This window comes from Cobetia sp. QF-1 (assembly GCF_002213105.1).
GTDB lineage: Bacteria > Pseudomonadota > Gammaproteobacteria > Pseudomonadales > Halomonadaceae > Cobetia > Cobetia crustatorum.
Genome location: NZ_NBVS01000001.1, coordinates 195,230 through 210,753, shown reverse-complemented (window position 1 = coordinate 210,753; position 15,524 = coordinate 195,230). Strand labels below are relative to the sequence as shown.

The following is a 15,524-nucleotide window of genomic DNA, read 5'->3' as shown; positions in this document are numbered from 1 at the left end:
CCATTGCGACTGCAATCTGGAATTCATGGCGGGCAAGACCCGTTAACGAGTCGAGAGCGAGCAAGATGGCCAACTATTCTACCAACGAATTCAAGTCCGGTCTGAAAGTGATGCTGGATAATGATCCCTGTGCCATCGTCGATAATGAGCTGGTCAAGCCAGGCAAGGGGCAGGCCTTCAATCGCGTGAAGTTGCGCAACCTGAAGACTGGCCGTGTGTGGGAGCGTACTTTCAAGTCCGGCGAGAGCATTGAGGCAGCCGACGTGATGGATACCGAGATGGAGTATCTCTACGCCGACGGCGAGATGTGGCACTTCATGAAGACTGACGGTACTTTCGAACAGTATGCTGTTGATGGCAAGGCATTGGGCGATAGCACCAAGTGGCTGAAGGAGCAGGTGACCTACATCATCACTCTGTGGGACGACAACGCGATTGCCGTGACACCGCCAAACTTCATCGAGCTCGAAGTTATCGAGACGGATCCTGGCCTCAAGGGTGATACCGCCAACGGCGGCTCCAAGCCGGCGACGCTGTCTTCGGGCGCAATGGTCCGTGTGCCGCTGTTCATCAATCAGGGTGAAGTACTCAAGATTGACACTCGTAGCGCCGAGTACGTGTCTCGCGCCTGAGTTTCTTGTATGACTATGGTGCTGACCTGCTCCCTGATGCCTCGCCTTGTGCGGGGCATCATCGTGTGTGGTTCTTGATCAATGTTGATCGCCTTCCAGACGAGTTTACGATGTCTCCTAATGCTTCCCCTGATACGCCTCTACTCGATGATTGGGCACCGACGGCCACTCGGCAGCGATTGGCGCAGCGCGCTCGTCTGATGGCTGAGGTACGCGCCTTCTTTGCCGAGCGCGAGGTATTGGAGGTCGAAACACCGGTGCTTGGGCATGCGGGCTCCACCGACGTGGGCCTGGCGTCGCTCTCGCTGATGGCTCAGTTACCTGGTGAGCGCGCACGTGTGCAGATGTGGTTGCAGACCTCGCCGGAATTCCACATGAAGCGTCTGCTGGCGGCAGGAAGTGGATCGATCTTTCAGATCGCACGGGCGTTTCGTGATGGAGAGGTTAGCCGTCGCCACAATCCCGAATTTTGCATGCTGGAGTGGTACCGGCCGGGGATGAGTCTAGAGGGTTTGATGGAGGAGACTTGTGAGCTGATCCGTCGTGTGATGGCGTTAGGTGCTACGTTGACCGGCCAGCCATCGCGACTACCTGCTGGCGGTAGCTCAACTGATAAGCCGAGCTGTACGTCATATCGGGCATTATTTCTCCAGCAGCTAGCGTTTGACCCTTTCACAGCCCCTTTGAATGAGTTGCAGGCTGCTTGCGTACGCGAGTGTGAGGTGGTGGCTAGTGAGTGGTCACGAGAAACGTGTCTAGATGCATTGATGAGTCTGGTAGTTGAGCCGACGCTTGGGCAAGGTAAGGTCGAACTGATTACTGAGTATCCGGCGGCGCAGGCGGCGCTAGCCCGCAAGCATCAGGATGCGCAGGGTGATTGGGTCGCTTCACGGTTTGAGGCCTATGTGGCGGGAATCGAGCTGGCCAATGGTTACGACGAGTTGACAGATGCCACTGAGCAAGCGGCACGCTTTGCAGCAGATAATGCTGCACGAGTGCGTGAAGGGCTTGAGAATGTGGTGGAAGATCAGCGCCTGGTGGCAGCATTGGCAGCCGGTATGCCTGATAGCAGTGGTGTTGCTCTGGGGATGGATCGCCTGATCATGCTCGCACTGGGAGAGCGCGATATTGCTTCAGTCATCGCCTTTCCAGCACTGCGTGCTTGAATTGAGGTGGTAGGCGCATAAATCGCAACATAATGCGTTTATTGCTGACACGCTAAAGAAATGTCAGTGGACTAGACTGAGCGAGTCAGACAGGAAGCCTGACGTCGCAGTGTCGACAGAACATGACCAAGGGAGTGATAGCGGTGGGTCTTCTCTCATCGGGCATGATGAAGGAGGGCGACAGGGTGTCGTGACGAGCTTTCGGAGCCGTTCGTGACGTCATCCGGCAGTAGCACCGTGAGAGTGCTACGCCTGTCAGGGAGGACATCTCGCAGTTGGACGAATAGGTACGTCTCATCGCGATGGACGAGTTCCATCGTATCGCAGAGGGTGACGGTAATTGCCGGTGCTCACTGTTGAAAAGGGAAGCCCTAGGGCTTCCCTTTTTTTATCCCGACGCTTATCGAGTCATCTGTCTGTCGATAGGCCCGCGTATTGGACGCTTTTTATGCCATGGGCTCCGGCGTTTGTGCCATGCCGGACTTGGTAGCGCACATGCCCAGAGACTGCCCCATGCTGACAGACTGACCAAGCGTCAAGGCATCATCAAACTCGACATTCTCGGGGAAGCACATGACTACCGTCGAACCCAGCTGGAAGCGGCCCATCTCTGCGCCGCGCGCCAGCTCGATCAGTTGGTTGAAGTGCGTCGTTTCGACAGAGCCTGACAACGGCGTTACTTGTCCGCTCCAGACTGTCTTGATCGCAGCGACAATCATGGCGCCGACCAGCACCATGGCCATTGGCCCGTGTTCGGTCTCAAAGATGCACACCAGGCGCTCATTGCGTGCAAACAGTCCTGGCACATGCTGAGCGGTGGCTTCATTGACCGAGAACAAGCGGCCCGGTACGTAGGCCATTTCTATCAGGCGCCCCGCCAAGGGCATGTGTACGCGGTGGTAGTCCTTGGGGGACAGGTACACGGTGGCGAAGCGGCCGTTGCGGAAGGGGGCGGCACGCTCCTCGCTACCGCCGAGCAACTGAGTCAGCGAGAAGACTTGGCCCTTGGCCTGCACCAGCGTGCCATGTTCGATGGCACCAAACTGTGACAGTACGCCATCCGCGGGTGACACGAGCCCTTGGCCTATGGGACGTGCCTCCGGCTTGAGCGCACGCGTGAAGAAGTCATTGAAGCAGGCGTAGGCGCGCGGATCTTCTTCTAGCGCTTCCCCCATGTTGACGTCATAGGCCTTGATGAAACGCTCGATGAAGGTGTTCTTGACCCACGAATTATCGCAGGCGGCAACACGGCCGATAACACGCGAAATCAGATGCTGGGGGAGCGTGTACTGGCTCAGGGAAAACAGCTTGGCGCGATCCACAATGTTGATCCTTGCAAGAAAGAGGAGCCCGCCCTTCTTTGAGGCGGGTGCTGACCAACGATGAGCGATGGTCAGTAGTTTGGCAGCACCTTAGCCCATCGCTAATAGCGGCTCAAGCGTGTGGATCACTGCAGCGGTTGGCTGGATGATGGAGGAGAGCGTTGCTAGCTGGCTCAGCGCTCGATGGGCGTATCGTCCCGATTGCCCCATTCTTTCCACGAACCCGGATACGCTCGGATATCACTGAAGCCCAGTGCGCGACCGACTAGCCAGGTAAGGCCCGAGCGATGATGGCTCTGGCAGTGGGTGACGATGTGCTGATCAGGATTGATACCACGCGCACCTAGCTCGGTGATTAGCTCGGCGTAGTCGCGGATACGCAGATTGCGCTCGCGATCCATGGCCTCTGTCCATTCAAAGTGCACCGCCCCGGGAATGTGCCCCAAACGTGCATTTTGTCCCTTCTCGCCACGATATTCCTCGACGGAACGTGCATCCCACACCACGACCTTGTCTTCAGGGGCGTCGGCGGCCAGACGATCCAGGATATCTTCGCGGGTCGCCATCACACTGGTATCGACGTACGCCGCGCGGTATTCACTGGGTTGCCACTGTGTAACAGTGTCGACTAGTGGCAGGCCATCGCCTTGCCAAGCATGCAAGCCGCCGTTGAGATAGCTGAAGCGGGTATGACCCAGTAGTGCCAGCGTCCATAGCAAACGGCCAGCCCAGCCGCCGCCTTCGTCATCATAAGCAACAACATGGCTGTCACGCGTGATGCCGAGTGCAGAGATCACCGCTGAGAGTGTCTCTGGACTCGGAATGCCGGGAATCTCGTCATCATTGCTGCCGACCAGCTGTTTGAAATCCAGCAAGCGTGCCCCGGGAATGTGCTGCGCGTGGCTCTCGGCCTTCAGCGGGACATCGACCAGGACGAGATCGGGATGTTCCAGCAGCGGGATGAGGTGTTCTGGCTCGACAATCAAGGGCAGCAGATTAGCCTCGGAGCTGTCGGGTGTCCCCGCAGTATGCAAAGTGTCATGAGACATGGCGTGATCCTTGCTTTGACGAGTAGGAGATGCTGTATCACTCATGATGGCACGCTGGCTGGCAGTAACGTCAAGTGCGACATGACACGGTATGAGTGTTTACGTGTAAGGCAGATTTTATGCATCAGATTTCATGCGTCGATCATGACATCATGCCGATAATTGGCGGATATCGCATGCTTGACTGACTCGATAGCGCGGTATTTCCGTTTATAATGTTGGCGGTCACATGAAGGGCGATCCTTGTGAGTGATGCGCACGTGCTGTCTGTCGCGCAGGCTCGTCTGTGACTACCGCTGACCCGCTCAATCAAATGCTACACCATCCATGGGAGTCATCACCTTGCTCGAGCGCTGCTTCTCACTTCGTACTGAAGGCACTACGACGCGCACGGAAGTATTGGCTGGTATTGCCACCTTCCTGGCCTCGATGTACATCATCGTGGTCAATCCGGGCATTCTCTCCGCCGCTGGCGTGCCCTTCAGCGCCGCGCTGACCGCTACAGTGCTGGTCAGCTTCTTTGGTAGCTTGATGATGGGCCTATATGCCCGCAACCCGATTCTCGTTGCACCGGGCATGGGCATCAACGCCTTGTTTGCCTACACCATGGTGCTGGGAGGCGGCATGAGCTGGCAGGTCGCATTGGGCTGCGTATTCTGGGCTGGCGTCATCTTCGCCGTGCTGGCGATGTTCAATGTGCGTCGCCTGGTGATTGATGCGATTCCTGCTCAGTTGCGCTATGCGATTGCCTGCGGCATTGGCCTGTTCATCACTGTCATCGGGTTGGTGAATGCCAAGCTGATCGTTTCCAATCCGGTTACGGTGGTAAGCGTGGCACCGATGACTCCGGCACTGGTGATCTTCATGCTGGGTCTGGCGTTGACGGCCATTCTGGTTGCTCGCCGTGTGCACGGTGCGTTGATCATCGGCATCATTGTTACCACTCTGATGGCCAGTACGATCGGACGTCTGTGGGGGGACGGCACGGTTTACTTCCCGCCGGAGATCGCCCAACCGACGCTGGTCAACTTTACAGGCATCTTTGCCGCCCCGGACTTCAGTGGTTTGCTGGCATTGGACCTGATGGGCTCGCTCAAGATTGCCTATGTGCCGTTCATCTTCGTGATTCTGTTCACGGTGTTCTTCGATGCACTATCGACCTTCATGGCTGTCGCCGAAGCCGGTAATCTCAAGGACGAGAAGGGTGATCCGCGCAATATTCGTCGTTCAATGATGGTCGACGCCTTCTCTGCGCTCGTGTCTGCACCGCTGGGGACCAGTCCTGCGAATGCCTACATAGAATCTGCTGCTGGTATCAGCCAGGGTGGACGCACGGGATTGGTCGCCGTTGTCGTCGCGCTGTGCTTCCTGCCGTTCCTGTTCCTGGCGCCGCTGTTATCACTGGTGCCGGCGATTGCGACCGCTCCCGCGCTGATTCTGGTCGGGGTATTCATGATGGAACCGATCCGCAAGATTCACTGGCATCAGTTTGATGATGCCATTCCGGCATTCATCGCGATGGTGATGATTCCGCTGACGTACTCCATTACTCATGGCATCGTGTTTGGCTTCTTGAGCTTCGTGGTGATCAAGCTCGGCGTCGGCAAGGCACGCGAGATCCGTCCCACCATGTGGGTGCTGTTTGCGTTGTCCTTGCTGCTGCTTCTTGAAGGCTGATCGAGATGTCTTCCGGCCGCGCTGAAAAAGTCGGCAGCCCGAGGTAAAAAAGCCCCGCCAGTCATCGCGACTGGCGGGGCTTTTTCCATTGATGTTGCGGAGGCGCTACTGGTGTGTCGACTAGTGTTTGATCAGCTCTCGGTCAGCGAGACGAGAATTTTCTTGTAGCTATCAAAGCGCACACGCCCGATTTCGCCATCCTCGACTGCCTTGAGCAGGGCACAGCCTGGCTCTTTCTCGTGCTTGCAGTCACGGAAGCGGCACATGCCAAGATACTCGTGGAATTCACGGAAGCCATCGGTCACCTGCTCCGGTGTCAGGTGAACCAGACCAAACTCACGGATGCCCGGGGAATCGATCAGATCGCCGCCGCCAGGCATGTGATAGAGCCAGGCGGTGGTGGTGGTGTGCATGCCTTGACGCGATTCGGTCGAAAGCGGACCGACGCGCACCTCTTCTTTCGGCAGCAGTATGCTGATCAGCGATGACTTGCCAACGCCACTCTGGCCGACGAAGGCAGAGGTGCGATCACTCAGCTGGGCTTTAAGGGCATCGAGGCCTGCTTCACCGAGTGTGGTACAGGCGACTACCTCGTAGCCGAGCGCTTCGTAGCGCGCCAGCAGGTCACGCAGCTCACCTCCGCTTTCAGGCAGCAGGTCGACCTTGTTGAGCACCAGCACCGGTGTGATACCGGTCGCTTCGGCAGCGATCAGATAGCGATCAATCAGGTTAGGCTGTGGCGCAGGCTCGGCGGCAAAGACGATCAGAATCTGGTCGATATTGGCTGCCACTGGCTTGAGAACACCGCGCATGTCAGGGCGTTCAAGCTCAGTGGTGCGAGCGCCGCGCGCGACGACAACGCCGCTGGCATCGCTGGCTTCGCGCCAGATGACACGATCACCGGTCACCAGGGTTTCGAGATTGGCGCGCAGATGGCAGCGATGCAGGCTGCCAGATTCGCTTTCCACTTCCAGGCTGCGCCCGTAGTGGGCGATGACGCGCCCATGCTGTTCTGGGCCGTATTCGCCGGCGTCGAGCTTGTCGCGATCCTGAGATTCGCGTTTCTCTGCACGCTGAGTGCGCTCGGCCTGAACCTTCTCGATCCGCCATTGTTGCTGGCGGCTTAGCTTGCGTTTGCTCATGCTTGGCTGGTGACTCCGGTCGCCGTTCGTTCGCCAGGGACGGGAGAGACTTCCCCCGTTTGCGGCGCGATTGTACCCTTTGCGCCCTCGGGTGTCGTCTGATGCCCTTGGATGGCTCTGCATGTCGTGATTATTTTAGCGGCAGTGAGTGTTGTCCCTTATCTGTTCAGCAAGGAGTTGACTCATGACAAATCCCAACGCGCAGGCTGATCGCTTGATCTGGATCGATCTCGAAATGACCGGTCTTGATCCGGCACGCGAGCGCATCATTGAAGTTGCCACGCTGGTCACCGATGGTGATCTCAATCTGATCGCCGAAGGCCCGGTGCTGGCCGTTCACCAGTCAGATAGCTTGTTGGAGGCGATGGACGAGTGGAATACGCGTACGCATGGTGAGTCAGGACTGGTGACGCGCGTCAAGGAAAGTACGGTGGATACTGCGGAAGCCGAACGCAAGACGATCGAGTTTCTGGCCCTCCACGTGGCTGCAGGTGCATCGCCGATGTGCGGCAACAGTGTGCATCAGGATCGCCGTTTCCTGCAGCACGAGATGCCAGAGCTGGAAGCTTTCTTCCATTACCGCAACATTGATGTCTCGACGCTCAAGGAGCTGGCGCGCCGTTGGAATCCGGCAGCACTGGATGGTTTCAAGAAGCGTGGAACTCATCAGGCGATGGACGATATCCGCGAATCCTTGGCGGAGCTCTCGCACTATCGCAAGACCTTCCTCAAGCTGACCCAGCAGGGCATCGTGTAAGTCTGAATGGTCTTCTAGAGTGCGGTGGCCAAGCGGGCGCCGCGCTTGAGCGCCTGTTCCTTGAGAGACCAGCGTACGTGCTCACGTAGCGCTTCGCTGGGATAGGGTAGGCGCGCACGTAGGACGTGCTCGACACGCTCCGACCAGGGCGCATTGCCGAGTGCGATGGCAATGTTGGAGAGCCACTTCTCATAGCCGATGCGTCGAATGGGGCTGCCTTCCGTCTTGCTGAGGAATTCGCTCTCGCCCCAGCAGAACAGGTCGAGCAGCTCGGCGCGGTCAAGATCATGACGGGGCGAGAAGTCGGGCTCCTGACTGGCCTTGGTAAAACGTGTGAAGGGACAGAATAGCTGGCAGTCGTCGCAGCCGTAGATGCGGTTCCCCATCTTGCGGCGAAATTCTTCGGGAATGGCGCCGGAAAGCTCGATGGTAAGATACGAGATGCAGCGCCGTGCATCGACGACGCGGTCTGCGACAATCGCATCGGTAGGGCAGGCGACCTGACAGGCATTGCAGCTGCCGCAATGTTCCTTCTCGAAGGGCTTGTCCACTGGCAGTGGCAGGTCGGTGTAGAGTTCTCCAAGGAAGAATAGAGAACCAGCCTTTTGATTCATCAGCATGGCATTCTTGCCGAACCAGCCGATGCCGGCTTTCTGGGCCAGCGCGCGCTCCATCACTGGTGCTGAGTCGACAAAGGCGCGGTAGCCGAACTTGCCTACCTCGCCCTCTATCTGCTTGGCCAGGCTGGCTAAACGCTTGCGCATCAGCTTGTGGTAGTCACGCCCGAGTGCGTAGCGTGAGACATAGGCACGCGTTGGCTGACTCAACACCTGAGTGGTTTCAACTTCTGGCGGCAGATAGTCGAGACGCACGCTGATCACGCGTAGCGTACCGGGCACCAGCTCCTCAGGACGAGTGCGTTTGGTGCCGTGCTTGGCCATGAAGTTCATCTCGCCGTGATAGCCATTGGCCAACCAGCGCTCGAGATAGGCTTCATGAGCCGAGAGGTCTACATCGGTGATGCCGACCTGCTGAAAGCCCAGCTCTCGCCCCCAAGTCTTGATGCGTGCTGCCAGCTCGGCCATGGACTGCGCTTCCTGATGTGCTTTCGCTTCCGCTGATGAAACGTCTTGCGCATCAGCATGTGAAGTCAGGTCAGTGGCGTAAGGATATGAAGCAGACATGGATGTTCCAGCGAGACAGGGAATTCAGAAGACAGGGCGGCATGGGGCGAAAGACGGCGCCACCTTAGCGTAACTTGCCCGTTTGCCCAAGTATGGTCGAGATGCAGGGGGCAGGCTGATTTGTCGGAGCGCTGTACGTGCTAGACAACGCACGTTGATGACAGCGCGCGTTGCAAGATTATCAGACAAGGAGTTCATGCATGGCGGCGAGTCAATCCACTTCATCGTCAACCTCGGTAGCAAATGCATCGCCTGCCACTGTGAGTATCTGGCGATCGGTCAACTGTTTGTGGCCAATAGCGGCACTACGGGATCTTGAACACTGGATGCTGGCCGAAGAAACAGTCGCTGAGGGTAGCGGTTTGTCTGAGGCGCCGGTGGAAAGACGCTTGATGGGGCGTGCAGCTCAGTCAGCCTTTGATCTGTTGCGTCAGCGTTGGCCTGAGACCCGCAAGCTATGCGTGCTGTGTGGGGGCGGGAACAATGGTGGTGATGGCTATTTGCTTGCCCGTTTGGCGTTATTGTCTGGCTTTGAAGTGCAAGTCGTTGCACTGAAGCCAGAGGCATTGCTGAGCGGTGATGCTCAGTTGGCGGCAGGCGCAGCTCGTGAGACTGGCGTTGCAATCGAAGCGTGGCCTGCGGATGACGCTTCATCGGAAAAGGCGCTGCTCAGGGGGTGGCCATTACTGGTGGATGCTCTGGCCGGAATTGGCCTGAAGGAGGCTCCGCGAGGCGCACTGGCGCATGCCATTGAACAGATCAATCAGTGCCATGAAAGTGGGGCACATGTAATGGCGTTGGATGTTCCTTCAGGACTGAATGCGACAACTGGTGCAGTCGCAGGTGTCGCAGTTGAGGCTGACGTCACCCTTACGTTTCTGGTCGATAAACCGGGTCTGCATACTGGGCGTGCCGAGCTACATGCAGGCCAGGTTAGCTTGGCGCGTCTTGGCGCAGCCCGCGTGCTACCAGAAGTGGTTGTCCAGGCCAGAACAGCAGCTTTGCTCACCGCTGGGGCCGTGAAGCGGCTGACACCGCGTTGGCTTGAGGGCGAGTTGGTACCGCGCTCGCCACTGGCCCATAAGGGCGATGCTGGCAGTGTGCTTGTCGTCGGTGGCGGGCCGGGGTTGGGTGGTTCTGTGCTGCTGGCCAGTGAGGCTGCCGCGCGTGCTGGTGCCGGTAAGGTTGCGTTGCTTACTGCGCCGGAGCATGTCAGCGCCAGTCTGACTCGCTGCCCTGAGGTCATGGTGCGCGGCCTCAAGAGCGGGCCTGAAGGGAGTAACCACGATGGTTTCGCGGTGTTGGAGGCGCAACTGGCCATCGCCAGTGTCGCGCTGGTTGGTCCGGGGCTGGGCACTGATGAGCATGCAACCATGTTGTGGGGGCGTGGAGGATTACAGCGAGTACTAGAGGCAGGACAGCCGCTAGTCGTGGATGCCGATGCACTGAGCTTGCTGGCATGGCGAGCAAAGCAAGGCGAGATCGTGCACCGTGACGACTGGGTGCTGACACCGCATCCCGGTGAGGCGGCACGTTTGCTTGACTGCTCGGTTGAGGAGGTCGAGCGTGATCGTCTTGCCGCGGTGCGTGCCATGCAGAAGAAATATGGCGGTAGTGTAGTGCTCAAGGGCGCTGGCAGTTTGATAGCGAGCCCTGCTGGCGTGCTTGACGGGCCGAATGTGGCGCTATGTCCGTATGGTAATCCTGGTATGGCTAGCGGAGGTATGGGCGATGTGTTGGGCGGTATCATTGCCGGGCTTGCGGCTCAGTCGCTGATGGGCGGCTTCGATGCTCGTCAGTCGCGAGCACCACTGGACGCTGCGGCACAGGCGCAGCGCGTGACACTCAGCATGGCTCAGGCGGCCAGGCTTGGCGTGCTAGTCCATGCGCTGGCGGCAGATAGAGCCGTGCAGGAACGTGGTGAACGTGGCCTGCTCGCGGGTGATCTGGCATCCTATATGCATTTACTGCTCAATTCACGGGCCCGAGATGCGCATATTCCTGTCTGATGAAAATGCCCAGGTTGCCTTCGGCAGCCAGCTGGGCGACGTGTTTGCCGGCCACGGGCTGGTATTTATGGAAGGCGAGCTAGGAGCTGGCAAGACGACGCTGACGCGCGGTGTGCTGCGTGCTTATGGCCACCAAGGCGCCGTCAAGAGCCCGACCTATACGCTTGTCGAACCCTACGTGTTACCGCGTACGGATGGCGGGGAATGGCACGTCAATCACTTTGACCTCTATCGGCTCGCTGATCCGGAAGAGCTTGAGTTCATCGGTGGGCGCGATCTGCTCGCCGATGACAGCCTTGCGTTGATCGAGTGGCCAAGCTGCGGTAGAGGATTTTTACCGGCCCCCGATCTGCGGGTTATGCTCTCGGTGCTTGATGAGGGTCGTGAGGCTGAGCTTACTGCGCATACGCCGCGCGGCGAGCGCTGGCTCGTGACACTGGCCGAGTACTTGGCGCCTCAGGCATGATGACGCGCAGGGGTGAATCTGTATCTCGCCAACACGCTCAGGTGCCTGACATTGTTATTCGTTATCTTCATCCATGTTCCTTCTGTCTGGGTCATCCTTACTGATGCCTGAAATTGTGTCTGACTCCCCTCGTACGCGCGTGACGCGCCGCCTTCGTCGCTGGCTGGCGGGAGGGATTGCCTGCTCGCTGGTAAGCTTTGTCTTTGCGCCACAGGCGCTAGCTGCCAAAGTAGAAAATCTGCGTCTGTGGACGGCGCCGGATCACACTCGTTTGGTGTTTGATCTCGACAGTGCCGCCGCGGCCAAGATCTTCAGTCTCGATAATCCTGAGCGCCTGGTGATTGACCTTGCGGGTAGCGATGTAGCGAATGCTGCGGTAAGTCGCAAGTTCGAGAAGTTGAATCTCGAGGGCAGCGCCGTGAAATCGATCCGCACTGGTCACCAGGGTAATGATTTGCGTGTAGTGCTCGACCTGACCCGCAAGGTCAATCCCAAGGACTTTACGCTGGCACCCAATGCCAAGTACGGCAATCGTCTGGTCGTTGATCTTGAATTCCCCGGAGAATCGGCGGTGGAAAACCCCATCGATCCGATCGAGGCGCGTATTCGCGAGCAGGAGCAGCTGGCGGCCAAGCGTAAGTTGAAAGGTGAGCCGGTTGCTGCGGCGCCGAATATCAAGGCCTCTACGCATCCCAAGCGCGATATCATCATCGCCATTGACCCTGGTCACGGCGGGGAAGATCCTGGTGCCAGCGGCCCCGGTGGCACCAAGGAAAAGGATGTGGTGCTCAAGATCGGCAAGCGCCTCAAGCGCATGTTTGATGCTCAGCCAGGATTCAAGGCCATCCTGACGCGTAACAGCGATTACTATATTCCGTTGCGCAAGCGCACCGAGATTGCGCGTGAGCAGAAAGCTGACTTCTTCGTCTCGATTCATGCTGATGCCTTCAATAGTCCGCGTCCGCATGGCAGCTCGGTGTTTGCACTGTCCAGCCGTGGCGCCACCTCGGAAACCGCCCGCTGGTTGGCAGCGACTGAAAACCGTGCTGATCTTATCGGTGGCGTGGATGGCAATCTCAGTTTGAATGATAAAGACGAGATGCTGCGCGGCGTGCTGCTCGATTTGACCATGACCGCAACGCTCAATGACTCGCTGGCGGCCGGTAGTGGCGTGTTGGCCAATCTCGGGCGCATGAATACTCTGCACAAGCGGCGCGTCGAGCAGGCCGGCTTCGTGGTGCTGAAGTCGCCAGACATCCCGTCATTGCTGGTCGAGACAGGTTTCATCTCCAATCCCAAGGAAGAGCGCAGTCTCAACAGTGCGGCGTATCAGGAGAAGCTGGCACGCTCCATTTTCACGGGCCTTGAGAACCACTTTGAACGTAATCCACCGCCGTCCAGCCTGCTAGCCTGGAGGCGCGACCAAGCGCGTGGTGGCAAAGGAGGGGAGTATCGCATCAAGAGCGGCGATACCCTGTCAGAGGTCGCGCAACGCCATAGCGTGAGTGTCAGTGCACTCAAGCGTGCCAACGACATGAGCGGGAATACCCTGCGTGTGGGTCAGGTCCTCAAGATCCCGCGTGGCTAGTCCGCGATTGGTCAGTGTTGATATTTATTCGTCCGCCAGGCCCTCTTCTCGTGAATGAATATTCGCTGGCAAGAACGCTTGGTGGATTACTCTGTTTGATGCCAAACAGAGTGTTTACTCGCTTTTGATTCAGGAGTTCATCCATGGCTGACGATCTGTCTGCGCCGGATACTGCCAGCACTAGCGATCGCCGCATTCGTATCCTCAATCCGCGACTGGCTAACCAGATTGCGGCTGGTGAGGTGGTGGAACGTCCGGCTTCTGTGGTCAAGGAATTGGTCGAGAACGCCATTGATGCGGGCAGCACGCGCATTGAGCTGGAATTGGAAGGCGGCGGCGCGCGGTTGATTCGCGTGCGCGACAACGGTTGTGGCATCACAGAGGAAGATTTGCCGCTAGCGCTTTCGCGACATGCCACCAGCAAGATCGAAAGTCTGGATGACCTGGAAGGTGTTGCCAGTCTTGGCTTTCGCGGTGAGGCGCTGGCCTCTATCAGCTCGGTGTCACGTCTTGAGCTGTTCTCGAATGTTTCTGATGAGCCAGCCAATGGCTGGCGTGTCGTCGCTGAAGGTCGCGAGATGGCACCACGTGTCTCCCCGGCACCGCATCCGCGAGGCACCAGCGTCGCGGTGCGTGATCTGTTTTTCAATACGCCAGCACGGCGCAAGTTCATGCGCACAGAGAAGACTGAGTTCGGGCATGTTGAGGAAAGCTTCCGGCGGCTAGCACTGTCACGTCACGATATTGGCTGGACGCTGCGCCACAATCAGAAGGTGGTGCATCAGCTGCGCCCCGGCGATGACACGCTGACGATTGAGCGTCGTATTGGCGCACTGCTGGGGCGTAATTTTCTTGAGCATGCGCTACATCTGGATATCGAGGCGTCCGGGCTCAGGCTTTCGGGCTGGGTGGGCTTGCCGACGCACTCACGTGCACAGGCAGATCAGCAGTACTTCTTCGTCAATGGCCGTGTCGTGCGTGACCGCCTGGTTGCTCACGCGGTACGTCAGGCATATCGCGATGTGCTGTTTCATGGTCGTCATCCAGTGTTTGTGCTCTATCTGGAGCTTGATCCGACAGTAGTCGATGTCAATGTGCACCCGACCAAGCACGAGGTGCGCTTCCGTGATGGCCGTTTGGTGCATGACTTCCTGTTTTCCAGCCTGCACAAGGCTCTGGCACAGGTGCGCCCCGGCGACAGCAGTGCTGCGCCGACTGAAATGGCCGGGCAGGCGCAGGAAAAGGCCGAAGATCCCGGCTGGCAGCAACAGGGTATGCGGCTTGGGCGGCAGGAGCAGGATAGGCAGGAGCAGGATGCTCAGCAGCAAGGCAGTGGAGCACAAGGCAGCCCTTCGACGAACGGAGGGGCTGGGCATGACGAAGCAGCTCATGCAGGAGAGGCGGCGTCAGTCGCTCGCTGGCAGCCTTCCTCCCAGTTGCCACCTGCCGGTGATGGCCGTTCCAGTGAGAGGCTGAGCGCCGAGCGCGTGCGTCAGTTCATGGCGGGTTACCGTGCTCTGCATCCCAGCGAAGATCATCTATTGACGCCGGGCGGCGGTACGGCCACGTCTGACGCTGCTCAGGGCATTCATCAGGATCCGGCGGCAATCGCCAGTGCCGAGCGTGAGGCGAGGCGTGTCCCGCGTGTGACGTTGGGTGAGGCAGCGAGCGGCGTTGCTGAAGCCGCTGCTGCATGGCAGGTGACCGATGAGCCTGCAGCCAGTACTGATGCCGCTCTCAGCACGACAGCAGAGAGTTCTTCAGCTTCAAACGTGATCATGCGTGGCTTGCCAGCGCAGACCGTCGATGATGATACGCCGCCATTGGGCTACGCAGTGGCTCAGCTACACGGTGTCTATATTCTGTCTCAGACCTCGCGCGGGCTAGTGATGGTCGACATGCATGCCGCCCACGAGCGCATCACCTACGAGCGCATGAAGCAGCATGTGCATGGCGGTGGCCACCTGGAGGCACAGCCGCTACTGGTGCCGGTATCGTTGGCAGTCAGTTCGCGTGAGATGGGCACCTTCGAGCGCGAGCCAGAGGCCTTTACGCGACTTGGCGTTGAGCTGGACGCTGCCGGTCCCGAAACGCTATTGGTGCGTCAGGTGCCAGTGGTGTTGGGCAACGCCGATGTAGAACCACTGGTACGCGGCATGCTGGAGGATCTCGAGCGTTATGGGCGTAGCGACCGCATGGAGGCGCACATGAATGAGTTGCTGGCCGACATGGCGTGTCGCGGCAGCGTACGGGCCAATCGCCGTCTGACGCTGCCCGAGATGAATGCGTTGCTGCGTGATATGGAGCGCACTGAGCGCTCGGGGCAGTGCAATCATGGCCGCCCGACCTGGACTGAACTCTCCATGAATGAGCTGGATAAGCTGTTCCTGCGCGGCCAGTAGCCACATTCTCAGTATGTCCCGCAACGCGTGGTAGGCTATCAAGCTTGCCGCGCGTTGTTGCAATGATAGTGGCAATGTTGAGTGTTGTTCATGAGGCTCTTGCGCGACATGTCGCCGTGAAAGTGGAGCA

Annotated in this window: 12 protein-coding genes; 8 read left to right on the top strand and 4 right to left on the bottom strand. The window is 58.5% G+C overall.

Annotated elements, in window-relative coordinates:
• Positions 1–65 precede the first annotated feature (65 nt).
• On the top strand, positions 66–632 hold the full coding sequence (gene efp, locus CFN46_RS00960; protein WP_024950680.1) for an elongation factor P: 567 nt from the start codon (positions 66–68) through the stop codon (positions 630–632).
• 110 nt (positions 633–742) lie between these two features.
• Positions 743–1,798, top strand: coding sequence for an EF-P lysine aminoacylase EpmA (gene epmA, locus CFN46_RS00955; protein ID WP_088742680.1), 1,056 nt, complete (start codon positions 743–745; stop codon positions 1,796–1,798).
• 446 nt (positions 1,799–2,244) lie between these two features.
• Here the strand turns inward: epmA and asd are convergent, their stop codons facing one another.
• Both asd and CFN46_RS00945 read right to left on the bottom strand, forming a co-directional pair.
• A complete protein-coding gene (gene asd, locus CFN46_RS00950; protein WP_088742462.1) occupies positions 2,245–3,120 on the bottom strand; it encodes an archaetidylserine decarboxylase in 876 nt (291 codons plus the stop codon).
• A gap of 173 nt (positions 3,121–3,293) precedes the next feature.
• Positions 3,294–4,169, bottom strand: a complete 876-nt coding sequence (locus CFN46_RS00945) for a sulfurtransferase (RefSeq protein ID WP_088742461.1) — start codon at positions 4,167–4,169, stop codon at positions 3,294–3,296.
• Positions 4,170–4,496: 327 nt separating this feature from the next.
• Here CFN46_RS00945 and CFN46_RS00940 point away from each other — a divergent pair, with 327 nt between their 5' ends.
• On the top strand, positions 4,497–5,846 hold the full coding sequence (locus CFN46_RS00940; RefSeq protein WP_088742460.1) for an NCS2 family permease: 1,350 nt from the start codon (positions 4,497–4,499) through the stop codon (positions 5,844–5,846).
• A 131-nt stretch (positions 5,847–5,977) separates the two neighbouring features.
• On the opposite strand, the gene rsgA is transcribed toward CFN46_RS00940, so the two are convergent.
• On the bottom strand, positions 5,978–6,988 hold the full coding sequence (gene rsgA / locus CFN46_RS00935) for a small ribosomal subunit biogenesis GTPase RsgA (RefSeq protein ID WP_024951741.1): 1,011 nt from the start codon (positions 6,986–6,988) through the stop codon (positions 5,978–5,980).
• A 184-nt stretch (positions 6,989–7,172) separates the two neighbouring features.
• On the opposite strand from rsgA, the gene orn reads away from it, so the two are divergent.
• A complete protein-coding gene (orn, locus tag CFN46_RS00930; protein WP_088742459.1) occupies positions 7,173–7,745 on the top strand; it encodes an oligoribonuclease in 573 nt (190 codons plus the stop codon).
• A gap of 14 nt (positions 7,746–7,759) precedes the next feature.
• Here orn and queG read toward each other — a convergent pair whose 3' ends face one another.
• The gene (gene queG, locus CFN46_RS00925) at positions 7,760–8,830 is read right to left on the bottom strand and encodes a tRNA epoxyqueuosine(34) reductase QueG (RefSeq protein ID WP_088742679.1); all 1,071 of its coding nucleotides are present in this window, start codon (positions 8,828–8,830) and stop codon (positions 7,760–7,762) included.
• A gap of 299 nt (positions 8,831–9,129) precedes the next feature.
• On the opposite strand from queG, the gene CFN46_RS00920 reads away from it, so the two are divergent.
• From CFN46_RS00920 to mutL, 4 genes are all read left to right on the top strand, one after another.
• On the top strand, positions 9,130–10,938 hold the full coding sequence (locus CFN46_RS00920) for an NAD(P)H-hydrate dehydratase (RefSeq protein WP_088742458.1): 1,809 nt from the start codon (positions 9,130–9,132) through the stop codon (positions 10,936–10,938).
• Positions 10,919–11,404, top strand: a complete 486-nt coding sequence (gene tsaE, locus CFN46_RS00915; protein ID WP_024951737.1) for a tRNA (adenosine(37)-N6)-threonylcarbamoyltransferase complex ATPase subunit type 1 TsaE — start codon at positions 10,919–10,921, stop codon at positions 11,402–11,404. The genes CFN46_RS00920 and tsaE overlap by 20 nt, the downstream gene beginning before the upstream one ends.
• 139 nt (positions 11,405–11,543) lie before the next feature.
• Positions 11,544–12,992 (top strand): N-acetylmuramoyl-L-alanine amidase, encoded by a 1,449-nt coding sequence (locus CFN46_RS00910; protein ID WP_254918369.1) that lies wholly within the window; start codon positions 11,544–11,546, stop codon positions 12,990–12,992.
• A gap of 143 nt (positions 12,993–13,135) precedes the next feature.
• Positions 13,136–15,394: a DNA mismatch repair endonuclease MutL gene (mutL, locus tag CFN46_RS00905; protein WP_088742457.1), complete on the top strand. Its 2,259-nt coding sequence runs from the start codon at positions 13,136–13,138 to the stop codon at positions 15,392–15,394.
• The last annotated feature ends 130 nt before the right edge of the window (positions 15,395–15,524 follow it).

Excerpts from the sequence above, each read along its gene's own strand:
- CFN46_RS00940 (WP_088742460.1), top strand. The coding sequence starts at position 4,497 with ATGGGAGTCATCACCTTGCTCGAGCGCTGCTTCTCACTTCGTACTGAA.
- CFN46_RS00945 (WP_088742461.1), bottom strand. The coding sequence starts at position 4,169 with ATGTCTCATGACACTTTGCATACTGCGGGGACACCCGACAGCTCCGAG.
- tsaE (WP_024951737.1), top strand. The coding sequence starts at position 10,919 with ATGCGCATATTCCTGTCTGATGAAAATGCCCAGGTTGCCTTCGGCAGC.
- CFN46_RS00920 (WP_088742458.1), top strand. The coding sequence starts at position 9,130 with ATGGCGGCGAGTCAATCCACTTCATCGTCAACCTCGGTAGCAAATGCA.
- efp (WP_024950680.1), top strand. The coding sequence starts at position 66 with ATGGCCAACTATTCTACCAACGAATTCAAGTCCGGTCTGAAAGTGATG.
- queG (WP_088742679.1), bottom strand. The coding sequence starts at position 8,830 with ATGGCCGAGCTGGCAGCACGCATCAAGACTTGGGGGCGAGAGCTGGGC.
- epmA (WP_088742680.1), top strand. The coding sequence starts at position 743 with ATGTCTCCTAATGCTTCCCCTGATACGCCTCTACTCGATGATTGGGCA.
- rsgA (WP_024951741.1), bottom strand. The coding sequence starts at position 6,988 with ATGAGCAAACGCAAGCTAAGCCGCCAGCAACAATGGCGGATCGAGAAG.
- orn (WP_088742459.1), top strand. The coding sequence starts at position 7,173 with ATGACAAATCCCAACGCGCAGGCTGATCGCTTGATCTGGATCGATCTC.
- mutL (WP_088742457.1), top strand. The coding sequence starts at position 13,136 with ATGGCTGACGATCTGTCTGCGCCGGATACTGCCAGCACTAGCGATCGC.